The organism is Sorangium sp. KYC3313, assembly GCF_052075895.1.
Taxonomy (GTDB): Bacteria; Myxococcota_A; Polyangia; order Polyangiales; family Polyangiaceae; genus Sorangium; species Sorangium cellulosum_B.
The window spans coordinates 3375058-3397697 of record NZ_CP197255.1 but is presented as its reverse complement, the minus strand read 5'-3'; the positions used below and the strand labels follow the sequence as shown (position 1 = coordinate 3397697).

Sequence of the window (22640 nt, the reverse complement as noted above, 5' to 3'; positions counted from 1 at the left end):
GGGAGGGCCGCGCGCTGCGCGGCACGGGCGAGATACCAGAGAACGCCGCCCAGGACGAGGAACGCAGGGCGTGCGCGGGCGCCGCGCCGGGCCCGGAAAGGAAAGACTCCAAAAAAAAGCGCCGCCGGGGCCTCGGGGGGGGGAAGGCCGCGCCGGCAGCGCTGGCCGGACATAGAGCACCGTCCGTGCCATCCGCGGGATTCGCGATTCGAACGTATTTCACTTCAGATGGGGCGCTCGCCGATTTCGAACCTGAAATTTCGGCAAAACATCATTGCAGAAGCGAAGTGCGCGGCCTGCTCGAGCGTCGCCGACGCGCGCGCCGCGGGAGGGGATGGGAACGCCCGACCCGCTCCCGCGGGGTCCGCGGATTGCTCGGGATCCGGTCAGGGGTTCACCGCTGGACGGTCGGCGGGGCGGGCGCCATGCGCTGGAAATCCGCGCAGCCGCGCGCCTCGGAGGAGGGGAACATGATCGGAAGCGCAGTCTTGGGGGGAATCGAGGAGCAGGACTGGATCGACCGGATGGCCGACCCGCTCCAGCGCGGCATCCAATCCGTCCTGAGGCGAGCGCCCACGCTCGCCAGGGTGCTGCACGGCAAGTTCCTCGGGCACCCCTTGCACCCGGTGCTGGTGACCATCCCCATCGGCGCCTGGTCCTGCGCGCTGGTGCTCGATCTCGCCGGCATCGGCCGCAGGCGGCATCGTCTCCATCGCGGAGCGGACGCGACCGCGGCCATCGGCCTCGGCGGGGCGCTCGTCGCCGCCTTCGCCGGGCTCGCCGACTGGAGCACCACGATCGGCCCCGCGAGGCGGGTCGGCTTCGTCCACGGCGCCGTGAACTTCGCGATCGCCGGCCTGTACGGCGCCTCGCTCGCCTCCCGGGCGAGCGGGCTGCGGCCGCTCGGGATCGCGCTGTCGACCGCGGGGTTCGGCCTCGCGGGGGCAAGCGGCTGGCTCGGCGGAGAGCTCATCTACCGCTACGGCGTCGGCATCGGCAACGACGCGTGCGCGCGGAGGCCGGAGATGCAGGTGCCCGTGCCCGAAGCGCCGATCGTCGACGCGGGTTGACGGCGACGGGCGCCGGTGCGCCGGACGGGAGCGGGAGGCGACGTTCTCCTCGCCCGAGCGGGCGCTAGCGCGCCGCGAGGTAGCAGCCCGCGATGACGAGCGCGGCGAAGGCGAACAGCAGCGCGCCGTCCACGAGCCATGGCACGAGCCGGCGCTGCTGCGGGCGAGCGAGCGGAGGCTGCGCCCTGGCCCAGGGCGGGGGCTCGGCCAGGGCCAGCGCGGCGGGCTCTGCGCCCTGCGCGCCGGCCGCCCTCGCGGGCAGCGCGGCGGCCGCCATCGCCGGCGGCGCTGCCATCGCCATCGCGCCCTGCGCGCCGATGTCCATCGCGCTCGGCGTGACGGCCGCCCTCGCGCTCGGCGCGATGGCCGCGGTCGCGATCGGCTCGATCACCGCAGGCGGACCGAGCTCCAGCGCGCGCACCGCGCGCTCGCGCGCCCGGCGGGGCGCGACCAGCTCCGCACCGAAGTTGTCGCGCAGCCACGCCCCAAAGCGCAGCGGGCTCGCCGTCAGCTCGGCCGCCGCCGCGTAGGCGGCGATGTCCTGGAGCATCGCCGCAGCGCTCGGGTAGCGCTCGTCGGGCGCGACCGCGAGCGCCCGCGCCACGATCGCGTGGAGGGCCGCCTCGTCGGGGAGCCCGCGCTCCACGAGCGGCGGGATCGACGCGCGCCGCGCGAGCTCGAGCAGATCGCCCCGCGCCGCTTCCTTGGAGAGCGCGGCGCCGGGGCTCGCGCTGTACATCCTCCGGCCGGCGAGCAGCTCCCAGAGCAGGATGCCCGCCGCGAAGACGTCGGATCGCGCGTCGAGCGCCTCGCCCCGGGCCTGCTCGGGGCTCATGTAGCCGGCCTTGCCCTGCAGCGCCTCGTCCATGGCTCCGCAGCGCTCGTGCGCGCGGGCGATGCCGAAGTCGCAGAGCTTGATCTCGCCCTCGAAGCTCAGGAGCACGTTCGACGGCGAGACGTCGCGGTGCACGACGCCCTGCCGGTGGGCGTACGCGAGCGCCTGGAGCGCCTCGGCGATGATCAGCAGCGAGAACGCGACCGGGAACTTCACCTTCTGGCGCGCGCAGCGGCGGAGCAGCTCGCGCAGGTCGAGGCCCTCGACGTACTCCATCGCGATGAAGAGCGAGCCGTCCTCGCGGCAGAGGTCCTCGACCTGCGCGATGGACGCGTGGCGCAGCCCCGCCGCGAGCCTGGCCTCGCTCGCGAGCATCTCGACGAAGCGCGGGTCGTGCGCGAACCTCGGGGCGACCTCCTTGATGGCGACGAGGCGCGCGGCGCCGAGGTCCGTGCGCACCCGGGCCAGGTAGAGATCGGCCATCCCCCCCTGGCCGATGTGATCGAACAGCGTGTAACGGCCGATCCGGCACGGCAGCAGCCGCCCCCCGCGGGGCGCCGCCCGGCGGCGGGGCGTCTCCTCGCGCGCGGCGCCGAGGGGGAGAGCGGGCAGGCCGGAAGGCGGGTACGGGAGCGTGCCTCCGCGACGCACATCGAGGCGATCGATCTGCACGAGCCCTCGTCGCAGACTTCGCCCGGGCGGGCCAACTAAGTGGACGCGGCGCTGTTCAGGCCCTGCGCCGCGCTGTCCACGTCAGTTCACGTCAGTTCACGTCAGTTCACGGCAGTCCACGGCAGTTCGCGTCAGTCCACGGCAGTTTACGTGCAGCGCGCGCGGCGGCGGGCTACATCCGGCGCATGGCGTTCAGCGCAGGCTGGGGACCGGCCTTTGCCGGGTCGTTCATCCGCATCGTCGACGACCGGGGGCGCAAGCACGAGTGGCGCTCTCCTCCGCGGCGCATCGTCTCGCTCGTCCCGAGCGACACCTACTCGCTCCTCCGGCTCGGCGCCCGGGATCAGCTCGTCGGCCGCACCCGCTACTGCGTCGCGCCCGCCGAGGACGTCGAGGGCATCGAGCTCGTCGGCGGCACGAAGGACGCCGACGTCGACCGCATCGCCGCGCTCGACCCCGACGTCGTCGTCGCGAACCAGGAGGAGAACAGCAAGCGCGACATCGAGCGCCTCGACGCCGCGGGGCTCCGGGTGCTCGTCTCGTTCCCGAAGCGGGTCGCCGACGGCGTGGCGCACCTCGCCCGGCTTGCGCGCCTGCTCGGGCACGGCGCGGCGAAGCCCGGCGCGCCCGCGCCCTTGGCGTACGTGGAGCACGGCGCCCCGGGCCAGCCGCCGCCGGCCGCGGCGCGCGAGCAGGTCGCGGCCGCCTACCGCGCCCACGCCGCGGCCGAGGCGCGGCGCCGCGAGCGCCCGCCGATCCGCGCCTTCGTCCCGATCTGGATGGACCCGCTGATGACCGCCCACGGCGACACGTTCCTCTCCGACGTGCTCGATCTCGTGGGCGCGCAGAACGTCTTCGAGGATCGGCCCCGGCGCTACCCGCTCGCGGCCGACCTGGGCAAGGCGCCGCCGCTGCCCCCCGAGCGCGTCCAGGGCCGCGACCTCCGCTACCCCCGCGTGACCCTCGACGAGGTGATCGCCCGCGCCCCGGAGCTCGTCCTGCTGCCCGATGAGCCGCACGCCTTCACCGACGCCGACGCGGCAATATTTCGCTCCCTCGACATCCCCGCTGCGCGCCGGGGCCACGTGATCAGGTGCGACGGCAAGGACCTCATGTGGTACGGCGCGCGGGCGCTCGAGGGGCTCAGTCGGCTGCGCGAGATCGTCGATGCCGCCCGTCCCTGATGCACGCGCGAGCGTCGGGTCAGGGGGTGCGCCGCCGAATTCCCGCGGCCTTGCGGCCGAGCAAGCCCCTCCTCGCCACGCCGCAGTTAGGGTAGGAACGTAGGATGACGTGGACACGGGAGACGTTGCGGGCAGAGATCATCCAGCTCCTGGAAGGACACACGGCCGGCGAGGTAAAGATCGAGGAGTCGAGCCACCTCGTCGCCGACCTCAGCCTCGACTCGCTGGGAGTGATGGAGATCGTCGCGGATATGGAGGATAAGTTCGACCTCTCGATCCCCGACGACATGTTGCGCGAGGTCGACACGGTCGCCGACGTCGTCAAGGCCATCGAGCTCCGGCTCAAGAACGAAGGAAGGCTCTCGGGATGACGGCTGTTTGGAAACCGCGGACGGTCGCGCAGGCGATCGAGGACGCAGCGGCGAGCACGAAGACGGGCTATCGCTTCATCGAGGAGTCCAGCGAGAACGAGCCGTTCTTCACGCACGGGGGCATCGAGCGGGCCAGCGCGCGCTTCGGCGGGGCGCTCCAGGCGCTCGGGCTCCAGAAGGGCGATCGCGTCGCCTTGATCCTGCCGGACAACGCCGACTTCATCTTCGCCTTCCTGGGCGCGATCCGCGCGGGCGTCATCCCGGTGCCCATCTACCCGCCGACCGGCCTCGGCAGGCTGACCGGCTACCTCGAGAACACGCTGCACATCGTCGCGAAGAGCGGCGCCAAGGTCCTGCTCACGAGCGCCGAGATCAAGCGGATGCTCGGCACGATCCAGGCGCAGGCGCCGGGGCTCGAGCAGATCGTGGCGGTGGAGGGCCTCCGGGGCGCCCGCGAGGAGCTGAAGCCGGTCAAGGTCGAGCTCGACGACGTGTGCTTCCTCCAGTTCACGAGCGGCTCGACGTCGCGCCCGAAGGGCGTGGTGCTCACGCACGCGAACCTGGCGTCCAACGTGCGGGCGATCGTGGATCTCGGCCTGGCGGTGCGCGGGTCGGTCGACACGGGCGTGTCGTGGCTGCCGCTCTACCACGACATGGGGCTCATCGGCTTCGTGATCGCGCCGCTCTACTACGTCAACACGATCACGTTCCTGCCGCCGCTCCTGTTCCTGAAGCGCCCGGTGCGCTGGCTGGAGACGATCACGCGCCACCGGGGCAACGTGTCGTTCGGCCCGAACTTCGCCTATGCGCTTTGCGTGAAGCGGATCCGAGAGCAGGAGATGGCGGGGCTGGATCTCTCGGCGTGGCGGGTCGCCGGGTGCGGCGCCGAGCCGATCCGGGCCGACAACCTGCGCGCGTTCGCCGAGAAGTTCGCGCCGGTCGGCTTCGACGAGAAGGCGTTCGTCTGCTCGTACGGGATGGCCGAGAGCACGCTGGCGGTGTCGTTCAGCGCGCTCGGGGCCGGGCTGCAGACCGACGCGGTGGACGGCGAGACGCTCTGGAAGGAGGGCAAGGCGACGCCCGTCCCGGCCGACAGCGAGGGCGCGTCGTCGCTCGTGCAGTGCGGGTCGGCGTTCGAGGGGCACGAGATCGCGGTCTTCGCGTCGGACGACGCGGAGAGCGCCCGCCCGCTCGGCGATCGCGAGGTCGGGGAGCTCCGGCTGCGGGGCCCGAGCGTGATGCCCGGCTATTTCAACGACCCGGATCTCACGAAGGAAGCGTTCGCGGGCGGCTGGCTGCGGACCGGCGATCTCGGGTACCTCGCGGAGGGCAAGGTCTATATCTGCGGGCGCTCGAAGGAGGTCATCATCGTCAACGGGCGCAACTACTACCCGCAGGATCTCGAGTGGGAGGCGAGCCGCGTCTCCGGGGTCCGGAAGGGCAACGTGATCGCGTTCGGGACGATGAAGCCGCACAACGACCGCGAGCGCGTGGTCATCGTCTTCGAGACCCCGGCGTCGGACGAGCAGGAGAAGCAGGCGCTGAAGGGCGAGGTGCGCCGCGTCGTCCAGCAGGCCATGGGGCTCACCGTCGATGACGTGGTGGCGGTCGGGGCGGGCATCCTGCCGAAGACCTCGAGCGGGAAGCTCCAGCGGAGCAAGACGCGGGATCTCTACGAGAACGGGGAGCTGCTGCTCCGCAGCTCGTCGCGCGAGGGGGACCGGCTGGACGCGGCGAAGGAGTTCGCCAAGAGCCAGATCAACTTCTTCCGCCACGCGATCTTCCGCGGGCGCGGGGGGTGATCCTGGAGGGGGCTCGGAAGGGGCCCCCTGGAGATCTCCGGGGCTGCCCCACGGCGGCTGACCGCGGCTCTCGCCGGTAGCTCTCAGGACAGCAACACGTCGCTGCGCGCGCTTCGACCTCACGGACGGAGTTCGAGCGAGCGGGCGCGCGAGGGAAGCGCGAAGGCATGGCCGCTCGTGCGGGGGGCCGTTATCGTCGAAGGGCGTCCATGCCTGCGTGGCTCAACCAGCTGCTGCCGATCGTGCTCCTGCTCGCGGCCATCGCGGTCGTCATGCGGCGGCTGCCGAAGATCGATCTCGGGCACTCGGAGGAATTCCGGCGCCGGCGGTTCTTCAACTGGTTTCCGCTCGGGCTCACGTACGCCTTCCTCTACATGGGGCGGTACAACCTCTCCGCCAACGCGCCGGAGCTCGACGCGCTGCGCCTCGTCAGCAAGCAGGAGTTCGGGAACATCGACGGCTGGGGCTCGGCCGTTTATGGGGTCGCCTTCCTGCTGAACGGGCCGCTCACCGACCGGTGGGGCGGGCGGGTCACCATCCTGATCGCCGCGGGCGGATCGGCGCTCATGAACGTCCTGATGGGCGTGGCCGTCCGCCTCGCCCAGGAAGGGCGGCTCGACCACGGCGCCGCCATCACCGCGATGACGGTGCTCTTCTCCGCCAACATGTACTTCCAGAGCTTCGGCGCCGTATCCATCGTCAAGGTCAACGCGCCCTGGTTCCACGTCCGCGAGCGCGGGATGCTCGGCGGCGTCTTTGGTATCCTGATCTCGCTCGGGCTCTACTTCGCCTACGACTGGAGTCGATTCGTCGCCAAGCACCTGCCGATGCCGTGGGTGTTCCACGTCCCCGCCCTGCTGCTGCTCGTTTTTCTGGCGCTCGACGTCTTCCTCATCCGCGACACGCCGGGCCAGGCCGGGTTCCGGGACTTCGACACCGCCGACGCGTCCTCGGGCGACACCGGCGGGCGCCTGGGGGCGATCGCGGTCGCGCGTCGCATGTTCTCGCAGCGGGTCATCTGGATCATCGTCGCCATCGAGTTCTGCAGCGGCTTCCTCCGCAACGCCGTCATGAAGTGGTACCTCGTCTTCGCCGACAAGACCGGGCTCAAGGGCTTCGTGTCGGCGCACTGGGGCGTGCTCCTCTGCGTCGCCGGCATCCTGGGCGGCGTGTTCGCCGGCTTCATCTCCGATCATGTCTTCGATTCGCGCCGCGGCCCCGTGGCCTCGGTGCTGTACGCAGGCCTCGTGTTCGGCGCGGTCATCGTCCTCTTCACGCTGAGCTTCCCCATCGCCGGGTGGACGGTCGTGTTCATGTCCCTCTGCGTGATCGGCGTCCACGGTATGCTGTCCGGGACCGCGAGCATGGATTTCGGCGGGAGGAAAAACGCCGGCATCGCGACTGGCATCATCGACGGCTTCGTCTACCTGGGCACCGCGGCGCAATCGTTCCTTTACGCGAGCATCCTGCCCTCGGGCGACGCGGCGAAGCACCCGGGGAACTGGATGCCATGGCCCGCGGCCATGCTCCCGGTCGCGCTCGTCGGCTTCGCGCTGGCGACGCGGGTGTGGAACGCGCGGCCCGAGCGGCGCGCGGCGGCCCACTGACGCGCGGCCTCCACGCGAGCCAGGCGAGGTATCCCCCGCCGGCCCGCTCCGCCCCGCTCACCCACGCTCGGCGGCAAGCGCCCGGGGATCGACGAAGACCCACGGCATGCCCGCCGCCTGCGCGGACTGGATCCCCAGCGTGGCGTCCTCGAAGACCAGGCACCGCGCGGGCTCGACGCCCAGGCGCCTCGCCGCCTCGAGGAACGGGTCGGGCGCCGGCTTGGGCCGCGCGTAATCCTCCGCCGCGACGACCACGTCGATGTACCCGCGGAGGCCCAGGAACTCGAGCGTCCGTTCCACCGACGCCCGTGGGCTCCCCGAGACGACGGCGCGCTTCACGCGCGGAGGAGCGTCGCGCAGCGCGGCGACGACCTCAGGCACGCCTCGCACCGTCGGTATCAGGCGGTGGTACGCCGCTTCCTTCGCCGCGAAGACCTCGGCCACCGGCATCCGCAGCCCATACTTCCCGTTCAGGCGCTCGACGATCCGGTCGGTCGGCATACCCGCCCAGCCGTAGAAGTCTTCGCCGGAGAACTCGCACCCATGCGGGGCGAGCGCCTCGAGCCACGCCTGATAATGGAGCGGCATGGAGTCCGCGATCGTCCCGTCGCAATCAAAGAGATAAGCGACAAACGAGCCTGAGGGGAATACAAGTCCTGGCATAGACCGCACCTGGTAGCATATCGGAAGGCCTCCCGCTGGTGCGCCGGCCATCCCGGAGAGTTCGCCGTTCAAGACCGCATGCTTCGTTTTGCTCGCGGGCGAACGAGAACGTCACCACCTGTCCTCGACCGCCTCCACCCGCACCTCGCACGCGCCATCCCCCCTGAGCGGTGACTTCGTCTCTTGCACGCGGAACCGCGTCCCCATCTTGAACAGCCCACCATAGGTCTCGGCGTCGATCGGCCGCGCCGTCCCGAAATCGACGCGGTGCAGGAGCTGCATGATGGCCAGCGCCGTCCCCTGCTGGAGCAGGAGCCGCCCCCGCGCCGTGGGCCCGTGCTTCATGGCGTAATACGCGCTCTCGTGCGTGATCGGCGCCCGCAGCACGAGCGCCCGGCCCGGCTGGAACTCCGGCGCGGAGAGCGCCCCCCAGCCGAGCGCGCGGGCGAGCCCGAGCAGCTGTTCGAGGCGCTCGTGCTGGTCCCTGCCCACCGGACCGCACGTTGCCTCGAACGACGAGGACGAGAGCATCCCCCCGAGCAGGTGGAACGCGCCCGTCTGCGCCGCCTCCCGCACGAGCGCCTCGAACACAGGGACCAGCTCGGGAGACCGCCGCTCGATGAGGTGCACCGTGTCGAACGTCTTCTGATCGATGTACCCCACCGGCAAGAGCGCCAGGTTCACCCCGTACGCCGAGATGAGGCCGCGCTCGTCCGACCGCAGCGCCCCGAGCTCCTCGAGCATCGCGCCCTCGACGCGCTGCGCCCGCGAGAGCGGCCCGCCCTCCGTCTCCCAGCGCACCCGCGCCGCCTCGATCTGCTTGCGCGTCAGCGCCTCGCCGAAGCGCGGCCGCTCCGACCGCCGCGTCAGCAGGAAGGTGCAGGCCGCGTCGCCCCGCGCGACGCACGTCACCTCGTCGGCGTCGAGCCGCCCCCAGTCGGACGGGAACGCGAGGCTCGCCGCGGCCGCGCAGTAGCCCGAGGCGAACGCGTCCACCGCCAGCCGGTTCTGGATCCGACCGCCGTACTTCGCGAGGAAGCTCGTCCCGTGGAAGAGCGCGCCCGCGTGCACCGCGCCGCCCTCCGCGCTCACCTCGAACCGCAGACGCCCCTGCCCCATCGCGGCGAACAGCTCGCCCGCGAGCTCGAGCTTCTCCCGCGGCGACGCCCCGTGGCGGTCCTCGTACAGCGGCCCGAGCAGCGCGTTCGTCGCCTCGAACGCCGCCTGCCGGCGCACGCCGCGGCTCTCCCCGCCGAGCGCGTCGAAGATCGTCTGCTCCAGGAAGAGCGCGAAGTGGTGGGAGTGCGCGATCACCAGCTGATCCGCCACGTGGAGCAGCCCGTGCGGGACGATCGGGCCGACCAGATCGCCGAGCGGGCCGTCGATGCGGCCCCGCAGGCCGTGCCGGAGCGCCGTCACAGGAGCCTCCGCAGCGCGGCGCGCTCCAGGCCGAGGATGTCCGCGACCGCCGTCTCGACGAGCACCATCGCCTCCGCGCCGAGCCCGTCCGGGTGCTCGAGCGCGAGCGGCGTCAGCCCGGCGCGCAGGGCGAGCCGGAGCCGCGCCACGTGAGGCTCCGGCGCGCGCGCCTCGAGCAGCGCGAGCAGCCGCTGGATCCGCGCGACCTCGGCCGACGGCGGCTCGACGGGCGGCGGCGTCCCGCCCGTCCGGCGCGACGGGATGCTGGACGAGCCCCTCGGCGGCGCCGATCGCGCGACGCCCCGCACGAGATCGTCCACCGTGTCCGCGCTGAGCGGCTCCTCGAAGAGCCCCGACGGGTCGCTCAGCATCTCCTCGGGCGGCTCCTCGAGCGGCAGCTCGGGCGCGAGCGTCGCGGCGAGCTGCTGCGCCACGAGCCGCGCCATGCCGAGCGGCATCGTGCCGTCGAACAGGCTCGCGACGACGCACGCGCGGACGCGGCGCAGGAGGACGGTCCGGCCGCTCAGCTCCAGCGTGACCACGGGGTCCGGGAGCTCCTCCGCGCGGCCCTGCGAGCGCGGCGGCTTGCTCGACGACCGCGCGCCGCGGCTGCGGGCGGGGCGGATCGAGCCCTCGCGCTCCGGGACGAGCCGCTGCGCGGCGAGCTGGCTCCCGAGGTACGCGTCGCGCAGCCCCGCGGCCACGTCGCCCGGGGAGAGGGCCGCGCCCTCGCGGACGAACACGGCGTGGACGCGCGCGTCGCCGAGGTGGAACACGACGATGGCGTCGAGGCCGCCGACGCCGTAGCCGAGGCCGTCGAGCGCGATCGGCGCGAGCGGGTCGTCGTCGTCCAGCGCGCCGGCGCCGACCGCGACGCCACGACCGAACGAGGGCTCGCCGTGCTCCGCGCTCAACCGACGACCCCGACCGCGGCGTCGATCGCGTGCCGGCACGCGATCCGGACGGCGTGCGCCTCGCGCGGCGTGAGCGGGCCCGGGCGCATCAGGCCGACGATGTACGCGGCGGAGCGCACCTGGAACCCGATGAGCTGGAAGAACGGCCCGTCGCCGACGCAGAGCTCGAAGCGCTGCGAGGGGGCGCCGGGCAGCGCCGCGACGAGCGAGCCGATCGCCGACGCGATGAGGCCCGAGGCGGCGAGCCTCGCCTCCGTGTCGCGGATCGCGCCGGCGAACGGGAGCCCGGCCGCGTCCGCGAGGAACACGTCCGTGGCGCCCGTCGCCTCGGAGATCCACTCGATCACCCGCTCGCAGCGCGCGACCGGCCCGCCCGCCGCGGCGAGGTCCGGGAAGCGCGGCGCGCGGCCCGCCGAGAGCGCCTCGATGGCGCCGTCGAGGCGCTCCTCGAGGGGCTCGCGCGCCGCCGCGAACGAGGGCGGCGCGCCCAGGGGCCGCAGGTCGAGCGGCGCGCCGCGCCGCGAGTCGACGTCGTCGGCCGACGAGGGCAGCGCGCCCCGGAGCCCGAGATCGCCGCCCGCGCCCGCGCCCGACAGGGGGCTCGACAGGGGCAGGAGGTCGCTCGAGGGCGCGAGCTCCTCGAACGACGGCGAGAGCGGCGACGAGGACGTCGGCTCCGGCTCCGCCCGCGAGGACGGCGGCCGGGACTCGAACGACACGAGCGGCTCGGCCGCGGGCGCGACCGGCGCCGCCCGCGGCCTCCGCGACTTCGACCGCTTGACCAGCGCCGCCGCGGTGACGACGGCGCCGTCGACATCAAAGGAGGAGCGAGATCGGGCCATCGTCATCGTCCGGCGAGGTGGGGTCCAGGCGAACCAGCACGTCGTTCGCGAGCTGATCGAAGACGCGCGCGAGCGGCGGAGGGCGCTTCTGCATGAGCAGGAGCGGCGCCCCGCGGAGAGACGCCTCGAGGAACGCCTCGTCGCGCGGGATGACCGTGTCGAGGATGATCCCGTCGGGGAACTTCGTCCAGAGCGTCTCGGCGACGTCGAGCGACGCGGACACCTGCCGGTCGAACATCGACAGCACCATGCCGAGCAGCGACAGGTGCGGGTTCTTCTCGGCGCGGACGCGATCGATCACCGCGAGCAGCTGGCCGACCGATCGGAGCGCGAGCGGCTCGGCCTGGAGCGGCAGGAGCGCGTGCGTCGCCACCTCGAGCGCCCGCGTCGTGACCTTGCCGAGCCCCGCGGGGCAATCGACGACCACGATGTCGAAGTCCGGCGAGAGCCGCGCGAGCACGCTCGGGAGCACGGGCCCGCGGGCGAGCGCGTCCTCGAAGCCCGCGACGGTCGTGGGATCGACCCGGCCGACGGTGAGCACCTGGAGCTCTGGCTCGCGCGTCCGGAGCAGCACCGACTCGAGCCGCTCGGCGCCCGTGAGCAGCTCCGCGACGCCCGGCCGCGCGCGATCCGCGAGGCCCAGCGACAGCCCGAGGCTCCCCTGCGCGTCGAGCTCCAGGATCAACGCGCGGTTGCCCGCGCGCCCGAGGGCAAGCCCGAGGTTGAGGGAAATCGTGGTCTTTCCGACGCCGCCCTTCTGGCTCGCGACCGCGATGACGTGCATGGACTCCCTGACGGCGCGCTGTCACGGCGCCCGGGGGCCATCCTAACAGGACGGTTGCGGCTGAGAACTAGTCCCGTCCCTGACGAGCGCGAACTAGAGCAGCGAGATCCGCTTCATCAGCGTGCCGCACAGATCGCTCTGAGGGTTGCGCTCGCGCTCGATCTTGAGGCCGGCGCGGAAGATCTTGTCGGCGCTCTCGACGTTGCCGAGCACGACGTGGCAGAGCCCGAGGAGCTCGTGGTCGCCGGGATCGCCGTGGATCGACACGAGCTCGGTCAGCGCGGGGACCGCGGCGCGGTGGGCGTCGATCATCGCCTCGGTCGGCGTCGACGGGACGCCCTTGGCGAGGATCATGAGCCGCAGCACCTGGCGCTGATCCTCGGGGCGCTGCTTGAGGAACTCCGGCTTCTGGAAGAGGTCACGGTATCCCTTGTAGGCCGCGTCGAGGTCGCCACCGCGCGCGAGGGCGACGATGGTCTTGACCGCCTGGACGAGCGTCTCATTCGGCATGACGAGACGATACACGGCCCCGCGCCCCGCGGCGAGACCGCCGCTGCACCGGCGCGACGTGTCGCCGAGAAGCCGAGGAGCCGAGGAGGCGCGCGGACGTCGCGCGACGTCGCGCGCTTCCGTCGCCGTCGTTTGCGCGCGCTGCGCGGCGGTGCGGCGCTTGCGGCACCGCTGTGTGGCGTGGTAGTCGCGTTGAGCTCGGTTGCCCATGCGCTGGCTGTCGTTTTCCTGCTGCCTCTTCGCGGCCGCCCTCGCCGCGCCTCCGGCGCTCGGGCAGCCTGAGGCGCGGCCCGAAGCGCCCGTGGCGCCGCAGATCCTCGAGCACGTGGATCCGGAGTACCCGCCCGAGCGGCTCGCGGAGGGCATCGACACGACGGTCACGCTGTTCGTCACGGTCGAGAAGGACGGCACGGTCAGCGACGCGGTCGTGGCCGAGTCCGGGGGCGCGGCGTTCGATGACGCGGCCATGAAGGCCGTGCGGCGGTGGCGTTTCTCGCCGGCGATGCGCGGCGGCGCGCCGCTGCGGGCGCGGATCCGGGTGCCGTTCCACTTCGCGCCGGGCCCCCACGAGGAGCAGCCCGCGCCGGCGCAGACGGAGGCGCCGGAGGCGGCGGATCGCCCGGCGGCGCCCCCGCCGCCCCGGCCGGCGGCGCCCAAGCCGGTGGAGTTCGCCGGGGGCGTCGCGGGCCCGCACGCGGTGGCCGAGCCCGGCAAGCCGATCGAGATCCACGTGCAGGGCCGCCCGAACCCGCCGCGCCGCGCCGCGAGCGACTTCCGGATCGGCCGCGCGGCGCTCTCCGCCGCGCCGCACGCCACCGCCGCGGATCTGCTCCGCACCGCGCCCGGCGTCCACGTCGCCCACCCCGAGGGCGAGGCGGTCGCGCAGCGCATCTTCCTCCGCGGCTTCGACGCGGAGCACGGCCAGGACGTCGAGCTCCGGGTCGGGCCGATCCCGCTGAACCAGCGCTCGCACGTCCACGGCCAGGGCTACGCGGACCTCGGCGTGATCATCCCGGAGGTGGTGCGGTCGCTCCGCGTCGTCGAGGGCGTGTACGATCCGCAGCAAGGCGACTTCGCGGTCGCGGGCAGCGCGTACTTCGACCTCGGCGTCGAGGAGCGCGGGCTCCAGCTCAAGGGCACGCTCGGCTCGTTCGGCACCCGGCGGCTGCTCGCGCTCTGGGCGCCCGAGGCGCAGTCGGAAGACACGTTCGGGGCCGCCGTGGTGCGCGCGACCGACGGCTTCGGCGACGGCACACGCGGGGCGATCTCCGGGGGCGCCGTCGGCCAGTACCGCGTGCCGCTGCCGGACGAGTACTCGGCGTTGCTGCACGTCGCGGCCCACGGCGGCCGCGCGAACCTCGCGGGCGTGCTCCGGCGCGACGACGTCGAGCTGGGGCGCGTCGGCTTCCACGACGCCTACCCGGATCTCGCGGCCCGCGCGCAGTCGGCCGCGTCGACGCGGCTTCAGCTCGCGCTGAGCGTCGAGCGATCGGACGACGACGGCTCGCAGAAGAGCGCCTGGCTCTGGGCGGCGACGTCCGGGTACCGGAGCCGGATGAACTTCACCGGCTACACGCAGCGCTCGCGCCGGCGGCCCGAGTGGGTCGGCAGGGGCGACCTCATCGAGCAGGCGAACCAGGACGCCGCGCTCGGCGGCGGCCTCGCCTACCGCACGCCGCGGATCCCGCTCGCGCCCTGGCTCACCGGCCAGGTCGCCGTCGGCGCCGAGGTGCAGACCAACGGCATCGACCAGGCGCAGAACCTCCTCCAACCGCCGCAGAACGAGACGTGGGATCAGCGCGTCGACGCGTCGATCCAGGTGACCGGGGTCGGCGCCCACGCCGACGCGCTGCTCGAGCTGTCGCGCTACGCGCGCCTCCGCGGCGGCCTGCGCGCCGACCTGCTCGTCTTCGACGTGGACGACCGCATCGGCAACTTCATCCCGGCGGCGCAGAAGGAGACGCACATCGAGGGGTTCCGTCGCACGGCGGCGGGCCTGGCCGCCGGGCCGCGGTTGACGCTGGAGCTCGACCCGCTGCCCGCGCTGCGCATCTCCGCCTCGTACGGGCACGGCTACCGCTCGCCGCAGGCGCGGCTGCTCGAGGACGGGGACAACGCCCCGTTCGCGACCGTGAGGAGCTACGAGGCGGGCGCCACGCTGCGCCCCGGCGGCGGCCTCAGCGTGACCGCGGCCGCCTACGAGACGCGCCTCTCCTACGACCTCGCGTTCGACGCGGCGGAGGGCGCGCTCGTGCGCATCGGCCGGACGACCCGCCGCGGGCTCGTCGCCTACCTGCAGGCCGCGCCGAGCCCCACCCTCACAGCGGGCGTGAGCGCGACGTTCGTCCACGCCACGCTGGACGAGCCGCCCCCGCCGACGCCCGAGAACCCGTCGCCGCCGTACGTGAAGGGGCAGCAGCTCCCGTTCGTGCCGCCCGTCGTGGTGCGCGCCGACCTCGCGCTGAAGCGGCCGCTCTTCACGATCGCCGGCGCGCCCGTCGAGGGGCGGCTCGGCTACGGCGCGACGTTCCTCTCCCCGCGCCCGCTGCCGTACGCGCAGACCGCCGCGCCGGTCTTCGTGGTGGACGCGTCCCTCTCGCTCCGGCGGAGCCTGCGCGTCGGCCGCGACGCCGCGCAGGGCGGCCCCTGGATCGAGGTCGGGGTCGAGGCGCAGAACCTGCTCGACGCCGAGTACGCCGACACCGAGTACTCGTTCAAGTCGTACTGGCCGCGCACCACCACGGACGCATCGCGGCCGCCGCCGATCCCCTCGGAGCTTCCGGCCCGGCACATCAGCGCCGGGTCGCCGCGCTCGATCCTCGCGAACGTGACGCTCTCGCTATGAACGCCCCGAACCTCTCCCCGGCCGCGCGCCGCCTCCTCGCCGCCGTCCTCCTCGGGTCGCCCGCGTTGTCCGCCTGCGCCGGCACCGGCCAGCCCGAGGTCACGTATGCCGCGCACGCGGAGGCCTCCGTCCCCGGGGAGATCGCCGCGGGCGCGTGGACGATCGCGCTCGACGAGGCGACGGTCGCCTTCGGCCCGGCCTACTTCTGCGCCGCGGAATCCGGCGCGTCGACGCTCTGCGAGACCGCGATCGCCGAGCTGACCACGATCACGCGCGTGAACCTGCTCGACCCCGCGCCGCAGCCGCTCGGCCTGGTCCACGGCTTCGAGGGTGAGATCCGGAGCGTGTCGTTCAACTACGGCATCCACTGGTTCTCGACCGAGTCGTCGCCCACGCCGAAGCCGGAGGCTCCCGGCGTCAGCTCCGTCCACCTGCGCGGGCGCGCGACGCGGGGCGCGGAGGCGCTCGACTTCGAGGCCGACATCGACGCCGTGCCGCAGCGCCGGGGGCTGCTCACGGTCCCGAGCCTCGCGGTCGCCGCGAGCGTCGGCGCGGCGCCGGTCCGCCTCGCGGTCCGCTTCGACGTCGTGGACGAGTGGCTCGCGAGCGTCGATTTCGACGCCCTGGCCGAAGGAGGCGCGACCAGGGTGGCCATCGCGCCGGGGTCGCCCGCGCACCAGCGGCTGCGCTACGACATGATCTCGGTGCACCGGCCGCAGTTCCTCTGGTCGACGTCGCCATGAGGCGGTCTCCGTGAGCCGCCGTCCGGCCCGCGCGGCGGCTGCATCGCGGCGGCGGCCTGGCCGGAGCCCCGCCTGCCGGTGGCGAGCGCGGTGGCTCGTGGCGCTCGCGCTCGCGGCGCAGCTGTGCGGCCTGACGCACGCGCTGCTCGTCCGGCACGCCCACTGCGAGCACGGCGAGCTCGTCCACGCGGCGACGATCGCCGTCGCCGCGGCGACGCTGCACGCCGAGCGCCGTCCTCCCGGCGACCAGCCCGGCGCGCCCGGAGCGCGGCCCGGCGGCGGAGACGACCTGTGCGACGCGCTGGCGCCGCGCCACGAGGGCGACGAGCACTGCGACGCGTTCGCGCTGCGCGGCCAGCTCGGCGCGCCCGTGCACCGCGTGGCGGAGGCCACGCTGCTCGAGGTCGTCCGCCTCACCTCGATCCGGCCCTCGCCCGAGGTCCGGCCCATCCCGTTGCTGATCCTGGCGCCGAAGAGCTCCCCGCCGGCGGCCTGAGCATCTCACGAGGCCAGAGGGTGATGCGGGCGCTGGGCGCGCGAGGAGCGCGGGCCTGCGCTCGCCGGGCGCGCCTGCGCGCGCTCGTCGGGATTTCGAGACGACTCAGGAGCTTGATCATGCAAAGACTGAAAGAGACAGGGTTCGTGGTGACGGCGTGCGCGCTCGCGCTCGTCGCCGGGTGCGGCGATCACAGCGGCGCGACGTCCGAGACCGGTGCCGTGCAGATCTTCGTGGAGCCGGAGGACACAATCCCCGAGGGCCTCGAGCCGGGCACGGGGGAGGAGAACATCGCGGACGGCTGGAAAGTCACGTACGAGAGGTTCCTCGTGACGATCGGCAACGTCCGCGCGGCGCGCTTGGGTGCCGAGGAGACGCTCGGCGATGCATCGGTGTTCGTGCTCGACCTCAAGAACGCCCCGGCGACGAGGTATGTGATCGCGGAGTTCCAGGACGTGAGCGCGGTGCGCTGGGACCGCTTCGGGTTCGACCTCCCGAACGCGAAGGCGGGGGCAAAGACGCTTCCGCCCACCACGGCGGCCGACGTCGACCTCATGGTCGAGGGCGGCTACTCGCTGTTCTTCGAGGGCTCCATCGAGAAGGAGGACGGCGAGTCGTGCCCGCCGCCCGGCGGCGCGTGTGTCCCCGCGGCCCGGGTGCGCTTCAGCTGGGGCCTCTCGGCCGGGACGTCGTTCGACGATTGCGCGACCGAGGACGGGCTCAACGGGTTCAGCGTGCCGACCAGCGGCACGGTCGCGGTGAAGCCGACCATCCACGGCGACCACTGGTTCTTCGACAACATCACCGCGGGCGTGGAGCTGACCAAGCGCTACGCGCAGTACATCGCGGACAGCGATCTCGACGGCGACGGCGAGACGACGATCGACGAGCTCAAGCAGGTGAACGCCGCCGACGTGTTCGGCGACGAGTACAACCTCGCCGGCGCGTCCGGCGGCCCGATCGAGACGGCGTACGACTACGTCGTCGCGCAGGCGCGTACGCTCGGCGACTTCCAGGGCGACGGCGAGTGCCCGACGCGCAAGGTGCTGCCGTGATCGGCTGAAGGCGGCGGGCCGCGCCGCCCCACGATGCTCACGGCCCTATGCCGGGCCGATCTGACAATCGCTCGTACACCCGTCTCCATCCGCCGTGTTGCCGTCGTCGCATTGCTCCCGCGGCGGCTCCGCCACGCCGTCTCCGCACACCGCGCCCGCGCTCCCCGCTGCGCGGAGCTGGCAGTCGCTCGAGCACGCGTCTCCGTCAGCCGTGTTGCCGTCGTCGCATTGCTCCCACTCCGGGTCCACCACGCCGTCTCCGCACACCGCGCCGGCGCTCGCCCCGCCGGCGCCCCCCGCTGCGCGGAGCTGACAGTCGCTCGAGCACGCGTCTCCATCCGCCGTGTTGCCGTCGTCGCATTGCTCCCACTCCGGGTCCACCACGCCGTCTCCGCACACCGCGCCGGCGCTCGCCCCGCCCATGGCGCTCGACCCGCCCACGGCGCTCGACCCGCCCACGGCGCTCGACCCGCCCACGGCGCTCGACCCGCCCACGGCGCTCGACCCGCCCACGGCGCTCGACCCGCCCACGGCGCTGCCTCCGGTCGTGCAGTCCGTCGAGGAGGAACAACATTCGGCACACGCCCCCGTGCTCGAGCTCTCCTCTGGCGAGTCGACCCCTTCGATGAAGCGCACCTCGCACGCGGCCTGCATCAAGAACAGCCCTGCGACGGCGAGCAGCGGACGGCGTGAAAGAAGATGATGACGCATGACTCTCCCTCTCGAAGCGAAGCCGGGATGTGCCTCGCTCTGGTAAGTGGGCGCGAGCTCCTCTCCGTGGCTCACCAAAATCAACGATTCATAAGGATCCGGCGACTCAGAAGCTCACCTGCAGGCCGAGGCTCGGGAGCAGCGCCGGGCGCCCCGTGCGGCCCACCTCCACACCGGCGATGGTGAAGACAGGCTGTCTTGCGAGCACGAAGACGTCGAGCGCCGCGTGGACGGCGAGGTACGGTAAGACGCGGACGCCGACGCCGCCCCCTGCGGAGACGCCGGCGGTGAGCCAGCTCTGACGCCGGTCGCGATAAGGAGGGTTCGCCCGGCCGGCGGCCGTCACATGGTAGACGCCCGCGCCGAGCGAGATCACCGGATGGATCCGCCACGCCTCGGGGCCGGCGGCGTACGCCAGGCCGAGCATGGCCGCGGTCTGCCGCAGCGCCACGCGCCCGCCGGGAGCGTCGAGGTTCCTGGCCACGACGGCCGGCACGAGGGTCCCGCGCAGCGAGACGCGCGCCGTCAGATCGTGCCCCACACGGAAGTAGGGCCCGGGGACGACACCAACGTCGCCGGCGAGCGCCGCGAGCCCCGCCTCGACGCTCAGCCGGCGTTCGTCGGACGTGGGCGCCGTGGGCGCCCGGGGCGCAGCGCTCCCGGGGTCAAGCCGCCCGGGCGCGGCCGACCCGCGCGCCGCCCGGGCTCCGCCCGCGGACGCGGCCGACCCGCGCGCCGCCGTGGCTCGATCCGCGGGCGCGACCGCCGCTCGCGGCTGCTGCAGCCCCGCGTCGAGCGCGATGGCCTCCTCGCGCCCCGCCGGCGCGGCCGCATCGGCGATCCATTGCGCCACCCGCTCGGGCAGCTCGCGCCGCTGCGCGCCGCTCAGCTCGAGCAGGCTGGCCCGGAGCAGCTCCGTCGACCGCACGGCGAGATCGCTCGCCGCGTTGCTGGCGCCGGGGACGCCGAGCTCCACGCGGCGGACCAGCGTCTCCTTCGTCGCGTGATCCGCGATCCACGCGCCGGCGACGGCCCCGCGGTCGGTCTCGAGGATGGCGATGGCCGCGAACACGCCGCCCGCGCCCTCGATCTGCGCGCGCCCGTCGACGCCCGGTGCGCCCTCCAGGGAGCGGACCGAGAAGCCCACCGCGCGCAGCTCGCCCTCGAGGCGCACCGTGGCCTCCTCGACGACCTTCCCGGCGTGCGGCGCGCGCACCACGATCACGCCGATCTCCTCCGCGGCGCTCGCCTCCCGGGACACGAAGAGCGCGGCGCACAGCGCAAGGACGACCCCGAACCCGCTGCGCCTCATGGGCGGCGCAGGATCTCCGCCGCGGCAGCCGCGAACGCCCCGTGCGGGTGGCGCGCGAGGTACTGCTCGGCGATCGGCCGGGCCGCGCCGTCGCCCTGGGAGGCGCGCAGCACGATCATCTTCCGCCCGAGCGCCTCGGCGGCCAGCGAGCCGGCCGGCGACTCGGCGAGGTACCGATCGTACCAGTCGATGGCCGCCGCGGGCGAGCCCGCCTCCGCCATGCGACCGAGGAGGAACGCCGCCGAGCGCGCCTCGGGCGATCCTGGGAAGCGCGCGCGCTCGGCGAGCAGCGCGCGCCGCGCGAGGTCGTTCCGCCCCGTGTAGCGCGCGGCGTCGGCCAGCGCGGCGATCTCCGGCAGCGGGCTCGCCGCGATCGTCGCGTCGATGCCCCGCGCCTCGGCCACCGCGATCGCCCCGGCGAAGTCACCGCGGGCGACATGCTCGCTGCAGCTCCCCGAGGCGGCCGCAGGCGCCGCGGGCGCAGGGACCGCGGCCGAAGCTGGGGCGAGCGCCGCCATCGGCCCGGTCGTGACCGGCGCTCCCGCCGCGGCCGTTGCTCCCGCCGCGGCCGGCGCTCCCGCAGTGGCCGGCGCTCCCGCGGTGGCCGGCGCTCCCGCGGTGGCCGGCGCTCCCGCCGCGGCCGGCGCTCCCGCGGTGGCCGGCGCTCCCGCCGCGGCTGCCCCGCCCGTCTCAGCCGGCGCCCTGGCGTCCTCCAGCATGCCCATCTCGGCCGGCGCCCTGGCGTCCTCCAGCATGCCCATCTCGGCCGGTGCCCCGGCGTCCTCCAGCACGTCCGTCCTCGCCGGCGCGTCGGCTTCGCGCAGCGCGCCGCCTCCTGGCGCGCGCGCGCCGGCGGCGCTCAGGTCCGCGATCGTGAGCTCGCCGCGGATCACGTCCGCGACCAGGCGCTGGCCGCCCTGGAGCGCGACGCCACCCGCGACGAGCGGGCCGCGGACCGCGACCGAGCCGCTCTGCATGGTCAGCTCGAGCCGCTCGCGCTCCCAGCTCAGGTCGAACTCCGTGCCCGTCACCCTGACGGTGAACGGCCCTGCCGCCGCGACCCACTCGGCCTCGGGCAGGTGCGCGACCCGGAAGTGCGCGGCGCCGCCCTCGATGTGGATCTGCGCGCCGCGCGCCGTCACGGCGGCGATGCGCCCGCGCGCCCCCGGCGCGAAGCGGACGGTCGTCCCCTCGCTGAAGCGCGCCGTCGCCCCGCTGGTCCCCCCGCGCACGTAGGTGTCCGCGAGCGCCGCGCCCTCGACGCGGTCTCCCGGCGCGACACCGTCGACCTGGTACGACAGGCGCGCCGCCGGGCGCAGCGCCCAGAGGCCCAGGATCACGAGCAGCGGCGCCAGCGCCGCCGGCAGGAGCCAGCGCCGCCGCGGCGCGAGCGGCAACACGGGGCGCTCGACCTCGTCGATCAGCCGCGCGCGGCCGCGGGCGAGCGCGCGGTCCGCCGGCGGGGCCGCCCCCGCCTCACGCGCCAGCGCCGCGAGCCGCCGCAGGGCGACCTCCGGGGGAACACCGGGCCTCGGATCAGCCATCGCTCGCCTCCTCCACGGGCTCGACGTACGCCGCGAGGAGCGGATCCCGCTCGGCCATCGCGTGGACGCGCGCGGTCACCTTGGCCAGGTGGCGCTTGGCCGTGGCCAGGGACATCCCGCTCGCCTGGGCGGTCTCCGCGAGCTCCAGCCCCTCGATGTGGCGCAGCACGAAGAGGAGCCGCGCCCTGTCGTCCAGCCTGTCGAGCAGCGCGTAGAGCCGCGCGACCGCCTCGCGCGCGCCCTCGTCGACGCCCTCGGCCGGCTCGTCCGGCAGCGCGCCGCTGTCGGTGACCGAGAACCAGCGCCGGAGCCGCCGGCGCCGCAGCGCCGACCGCGCGACGCGCACGGCGATGCCGAGGAGGAACGGCCGCAGCGCCGCGGGATCCCGCAGGTTCTTCACCTCCCGGAAGAACTGCAGGAACGTCTCCTGGGCGTGGTCCTCGACGTCGCCGCCCGGCCCGAGCACGCGGCGGAGCAGGCCGTGCACCAGGGCGCCGTAGCGGTCCCAGACGGCGCCGGCCGCGCCTGGCTGGCCCTCGGCAGCCGCGCGGGCGAGGCCGGCGTCGTCCAGGCCGGTCAGGGGGCTCGGGCGGACGAGGGTGAGCCGGGGGGCGAGGGCTGCGCTGGGCAAGACCACGGGAACTGGACTAGGTGGTCGCGAGGGGGTCCCGGTGGCTCACAAAAGCGACGGGGGCGAAGCGAACGCCGCGCGCACCTCGCGAAGGGCGATCTGGATCTGTCGATGGGAAAAGGACAGGCCGCATCGAGGGGGGAGACCGACGCCGGAGCGCCGGCGAGAAGGGGGCCAGCGATCGCGGGGTCGGAGGGCGGCGTCTCCAGCGCGAAGACGGGTGCCACCCGTCTTTTCTTGGAGCCACGTCCACCAGGAGACGGGTGCCGGCCCTCTCATCTTGCAGCCGCCTCCACCGCGGAGACGGGTGCCGCTCGTCTTTTCTTGCAGCCGCCTCCACCGGGAGACGGGTGCCTCTCGTCTTTTCTTGGAGCCACGTCCACCGGGAGACGGGTGCCTCTCGTCTTTTCTTGGAGCCACGTCCACCGGGAGACGGGTGCCTCTCGTCTTTTCTTGGAGCCACGTCCACCGGGAGACGGGTGCCACTCGTCTTTTCTTGGTGCCACGTCCGCCGGGAGACGAGTGCCACTCGTTTTTTCTTGGTGCCACGTCCACCGAAAGACGGGTGCCGCTCGTCTTTTCTTGCAGCCACGTCCACCGGGAGACGAGTGCCTCTCGTCTTTTCTTGCA

Annotated in this window: 20 protein-coding genes; 9 read left to right on the top strand and 11 right to left on the bottom strand. The window is 73.7% G+C overall.

Features of this window, described 5'->3' with window-relative positions:
• Positions 1 to 470 precede the first annotated feature (470 nt).
• On the top strand, positions 471 to 1070 hold the full coding sequence (locus tag ACSRUE_RS13270; RefSeq protein ID WP_441291303.1) for a DUF2231 domain-containing protein: 600 nt from the start codon (positions 471 to 473) through the stop codon (positions 1068 to 1070).
• A gap of 64 nt (positions 1071 to 1134) precedes the next feature.
• Here the strand turns inward: ACSRUE_RS13270 and ACSRUE_RS13265 are convergent, their stop codons facing one another.
• Entirely contained in the window at positions 1135 to 2577 is a 1443-nt protein-coding gene (locus ACSRUE_RS13265) for a serine/threonine-protein kinase (protein WP_441291302.1), read from the bottom strand.
• A 185-nt stretch (positions 2578 to 2762) separates the two neighbouring features.
• On the opposite strand from ACSRUE_RS13265, the gene ACSRUE_RS13260 reads away from it, so the two are divergent.
• The 4 genes from ACSRUE_RS13260 (at position 2763) to ACSRUE_RS13245 (ending at position 7541) form a co-directional block, all read left to right on the top strand.
• Positions 2763 to 3761, top strand: coding sequence for a helical backbone metal receptor (locus ACSRUE_RS13260; RefSeq protein ID WP_441291301.1), 999 nt, complete (start codon positions 2763 to 2765; stop codon positions 3759 to 3761).
• 104 nt (positions 3762 to 3865) lie between these two features.
• Positions 3866 to 4132 (top strand): acyl carrier protein, encoded by a 267-nt coding sequence (locus ACSRUE_RS13255; protein ID WP_012239660.1) that lies wholly within the window; start codon positions 3866 to 3868, stop codon positions 4130 to 4132.
• A complete protein-coding gene (locus ACSRUE_RS13250) occupies positions 4129 to 5934 on the top strand; it encodes a fatty acyl-AMP ligase (protein ID WP_441291300.1) in 1806 nt (601 codons plus the stop codon). The genes ACSRUE_RS13255 and ACSRUE_RS13250 overlap by 4 nt, the downstream gene beginning before the upstream one ends.
• A gap of 209 nt (positions 5935 to 6143) precedes the next feature.
• Positions 6144 to 7541 carry an MFS transporter gene (locus ACSRUE_RS13245; RefSeq protein ID WP_441291299.1) on the top strand — a complete coding sequence of 466 codons (1398 nt, stop codon included), beginning with the start codon at positions 6144 to 6146 and terminating at the stop codon, positions 7539 to 7541.
• A 57-nt stretch (positions 7542 to 7598) separates the two neighbouring features.
• Here ACSRUE_RS13245 and ACSRUE_RS13240 read toward each other — a convergent pair whose 3' ends face one another.
• From ACSRUE_RS13240 to ACSRUE_RS13215, 6 genes are all read right to left on the bottom strand, one after another.
• A complete protein-coding gene (locus ACSRUE_RS13240; protein ID WP_441291298.1) occupies positions 7599 to 8204 on the bottom strand; it encodes an HAD family hydrolase in 606 nt (201 codons plus the stop codon).
• Between the two features lie 111 nt (positions 8205 to 8315).
• Positions 8316 to 9623, bottom strand: coding sequence for a hypothetical protein (locus ACSRUE_RS13235; RefSeq protein WP_441291297.1), 1308 nt, complete (start codon positions 9621 to 9623; stop codon positions 8316 to 8318).
• Positions 9620 to 10537, bottom strand: a complete 918-nt coding sequence (locus ACSRUE_RS13230; RefSeq protein WP_441291296.1) for a hypothetical protein — start codon at positions 10535 to 10537, stop codon at positions 9620 to 9622. The genes ACSRUE_RS13235 and ACSRUE_RS13230 overlap by 4 nt, the downstream gene beginning before the upstream one ends.
• Positions 10534 to 11379, bottom strand: coding sequence for a hypothetical protein (locus tag ACSRUE_RS13225; protein ID WP_441291295.1), 846 nt, complete (start codon positions 11377 to 11379; stop codon positions 10534 to 10536). The genes ACSRUE_RS13230 and ACSRUE_RS13225 overlap by 4 nt, the downstream gene beginning before the upstream one ends.
• Positions 11354 to 12163, bottom strand: coding sequence for a ParA family protein (locus ACSRUE_RS13220; RefSeq protein WP_441291294.1), 810 nt, complete (start codon positions 12161 to 12163; stop codon positions 11354 to 11356). Before ACSRUE_RS13220 ends, ACSRUE_RS13225 begins: the two co-directional genes overlap by 26 nt.
• A gap of 93 nt (positions 12164 to 12256) precedes the next feature.
• On the bottom strand, positions 12257 to 12673 hold the full coding sequence (locus ACSRUE_RS13215) for a hypothetical protein (protein ID WP_044966617.1): 417 nt from the start codon (positions 12671 to 12673) through the stop codon (positions 12257 to 12259).
• A 208-nt stretch (positions 12674 to 12881) separates the two neighbouring features.
• Between ACSRUE_RS13215 and ACSRUE_RS13210 the strand changes: the two genes are divergently transcribed.
• The 4 genes from ACSRUE_RS13210 to ACSRUE_RS13195 all read left to right on the top strand — a co-directional run bounded on the left by ACSRUE_RS13210 (position 12882) and on the right by ACSRUE_RS13195 (position 17812).
• Positions 12882 to 15518, top strand: coding sequence for a TonB family protein (locus tag ACSRUE_RS13210; protein WP_441291293.1), 2637 nt, complete (start codon positions 12882 to 12884; stop codon positions 15516 to 15518).
• The gene (locus ACSRUE_RS13205) at positions 15515 to 16261 is read left to right on the top strand and encodes a hypothetical protein (RefSeq protein ID WP_441291292.1); all 747 of its coding nucleotides are present in this window, start codon (positions 15515 to 15517) and stop codon (positions 16259 to 16261) included. The genes ACSRUE_RS13210 and ACSRUE_RS13205 overlap by 4 nt, the downstream gene beginning before the upstream one ends.
• 10 nt (positions 16262 to 16271) lie before the next feature.
• The gene (locus ACSRUE_RS13200; RefSeq protein WP_441291291.1) at positions 16272 to 16757 is read left to right on the top strand and encodes a hypothetical protein; all 486 of its coding nucleotides are present in this window, start codon (positions 16272 to 16274) and stop codon (positions 16755 to 16757) included.
• 119 nt (positions 16758 to 16876) lie between these two features.
• Entirely contained in the window at positions 16877 to 17812 is a 936-nt protein-coding gene (locus ACSRUE_RS13195; protein WP_441291290.1) for a hypothetical protein, read from the top strand.
• Between the two features lie 45 nt (positions 17813 to 17857).
• Here the strand turns inward: ACSRUE_RS13195 and ACSRUE_RS13190 are convergent, their stop codons facing one another.
• The 4 genes from ACSRUE_RS13190 to ACSRUE_RS13175 all read right to left on the bottom strand — a co-directional run bounded on the left by ACSRUE_RS13190 (position 17858) and on the right by ACSRUE_RS13175 (position 22016).
• Positions 17858 to 18523: a DUF4215 domain-containing protein gene (locus ACSRUE_RS13190; protein WP_441291289.1), complete on the bottom strand. Its 666-nt coding sequence runs from the start codon at positions 18521 to 18523 to the stop codon at positions 17858 to 17860.
• 106 nt (positions 18524 to 18629) lie between these two features.
• Positions 18630 to 19835 carry a hypothetical protein gene (locus ACSRUE_RS13185; RefSeq protein WP_441291288.1) on the bottom strand — a complete coding sequence of 402 codons (1206 nt, stop codon included), beginning with the start codon at positions 19833 to 19835 and terminating at the stop codon, positions 18630 to 18632.
• Positions 19832 to 21379 carry a tetratricopeptide repeat protein gene (locus ACSRUE_RS13180; RefSeq protein ID WP_441291287.1) on the bottom strand — a complete coding sequence of 516 codons (1548 nt, stop codon included), beginning with the start codon at positions 21377 to 21379 and terminating at the stop codon, positions 19832 to 19834. The genes ACSRUE_RS13185 and ACSRUE_RS13180 overlap by 4 nt, the downstream gene beginning before the upstream one ends.
• Positions 21372 to 22016 (bottom strand): RNA polymerase sigma factor, encoded by a 645-nt coding sequence (locus ACSRUE_RS13175; RefSeq protein ID WP_441291286.1) that lies wholly within the window; start codon positions 22014 to 22016, stop codon positions 21372 to 21374. Before ACSRUE_RS13175 ends, ACSRUE_RS13180 begins: the two co-directional genes overlap by 8 nt.
• Positions 22017 to 22640 lie beyond the last annotated feature (624 nt).

Bases quoted from the DNA above. Each gene is read 5' to 3' on its own strand.
- ACSRUE_RS13190 (WP_441291289.1), bottom strand. From the start codon at position 18,523: ATGCGTCATCATCTTCTTTCACGCCGTCCGCTGCTCGCCGTCGCAGGG.
- ACSRUE_RS13180 (WP_441291287.1), bottom strand. From the start codon at position 21,379: ATGGCTGATCCGAGGCCCGGTGTTCCCCCGGAGGTCGCCCTGCGGCGG.
- ACSRUE_RS13185 (WP_441291288.1), bottom strand. From the start codon at position 19,835: ATGAGGCGCAGCGGGTTCGGGGTCGTCCTTGCGCTGTGCGCCGCGCTC.
- ACSRUE_RS13220 (WP_441291294.1), bottom strand. From the start codon at position 12,163: ATGCACGTCATCGCGGTCGCGAGCCAGAAGGGCGGCGTCGGAAAGACC.
- ACSRUE_RS13205 (WP_441291292.1), top strand. From the start codon at position 15,515: ATGAACGCCCCGAACCTCTCCCCGGCCGCGCGCCGCCTCCTCGCCGCC.
- ACSRUE_RS13270 (WP_441291303.1), top strand. From the start codon at position 471: ATGATCGGAAGCGCAGTCTTGGGGGGAATCGAGGAGCAGGACTGGATC.
- ACSRUE_RS13195 (WP_441291290.1), top strand. From the start codon at position 16,877: ATGCAAAGACTGAAAGAGACAGGGTTCGTGGTGACGGCGTGCGCGCTC.
- ACSRUE_RS13240 (WP_441291298.1), bottom strand. From the start codon at position 8,204: ATGCCAGGACTTGTATTCCCCTCAGGCTCGTTTGTCGCTTATCTCTTT.
- ACSRUE_RS13225 (WP_441291295.1), bottom strand. From the start codon at position 11,379: ATGGCCCGATCTCGCTCCTCCTTTGATGTCGACGGCGCCGTCGTCACC.
- ACSRUE_RS13255 (WP_012239660.1), top strand. From the start codon at position 3,866: ATGACGTGGACACGGGAGACGTTGCGGGCAGAGATCATCCAGCTCCTG.
- ACSRUE_RS13215 (WP_044966617.1), bottom strand. From the start codon at position 12,673: ATGCCGAATGAGACGCTCGTCCAGGCGGTCAAGACCATCGTCGCCCTC.
- ACSRUE_RS13210 (WP_441291293.1), top strand. From the start codon at position 12,882: ATGCGCTGGCTGTCGTTTTCCTGCTGCCTCTTCGCGGCCGCCCTCGCC.
- ACSRUE_RS13245 (WP_441291299.1), top strand. From the start codon at position 6,144: ATGCCTGCGTGGCTCAACCAGCTGCTGCCGATCGTGCTCCTGCTCGCG.
- ACSRUE_RS13250 (WP_441291300.1), top strand. From the start codon at position 4,129: ATGACGGCTGTTTGGAAACCGCGGACGGTCGCGCAGGCGATCGAGGAC.
- ACSRUE_RS13260 (WP_441291301.1), top strand. From the start codon at position 2,763: ATGGCGTTCAGCGCAGGCTGGGGACCGGCCTTTGCCGGGTCGTTCATC.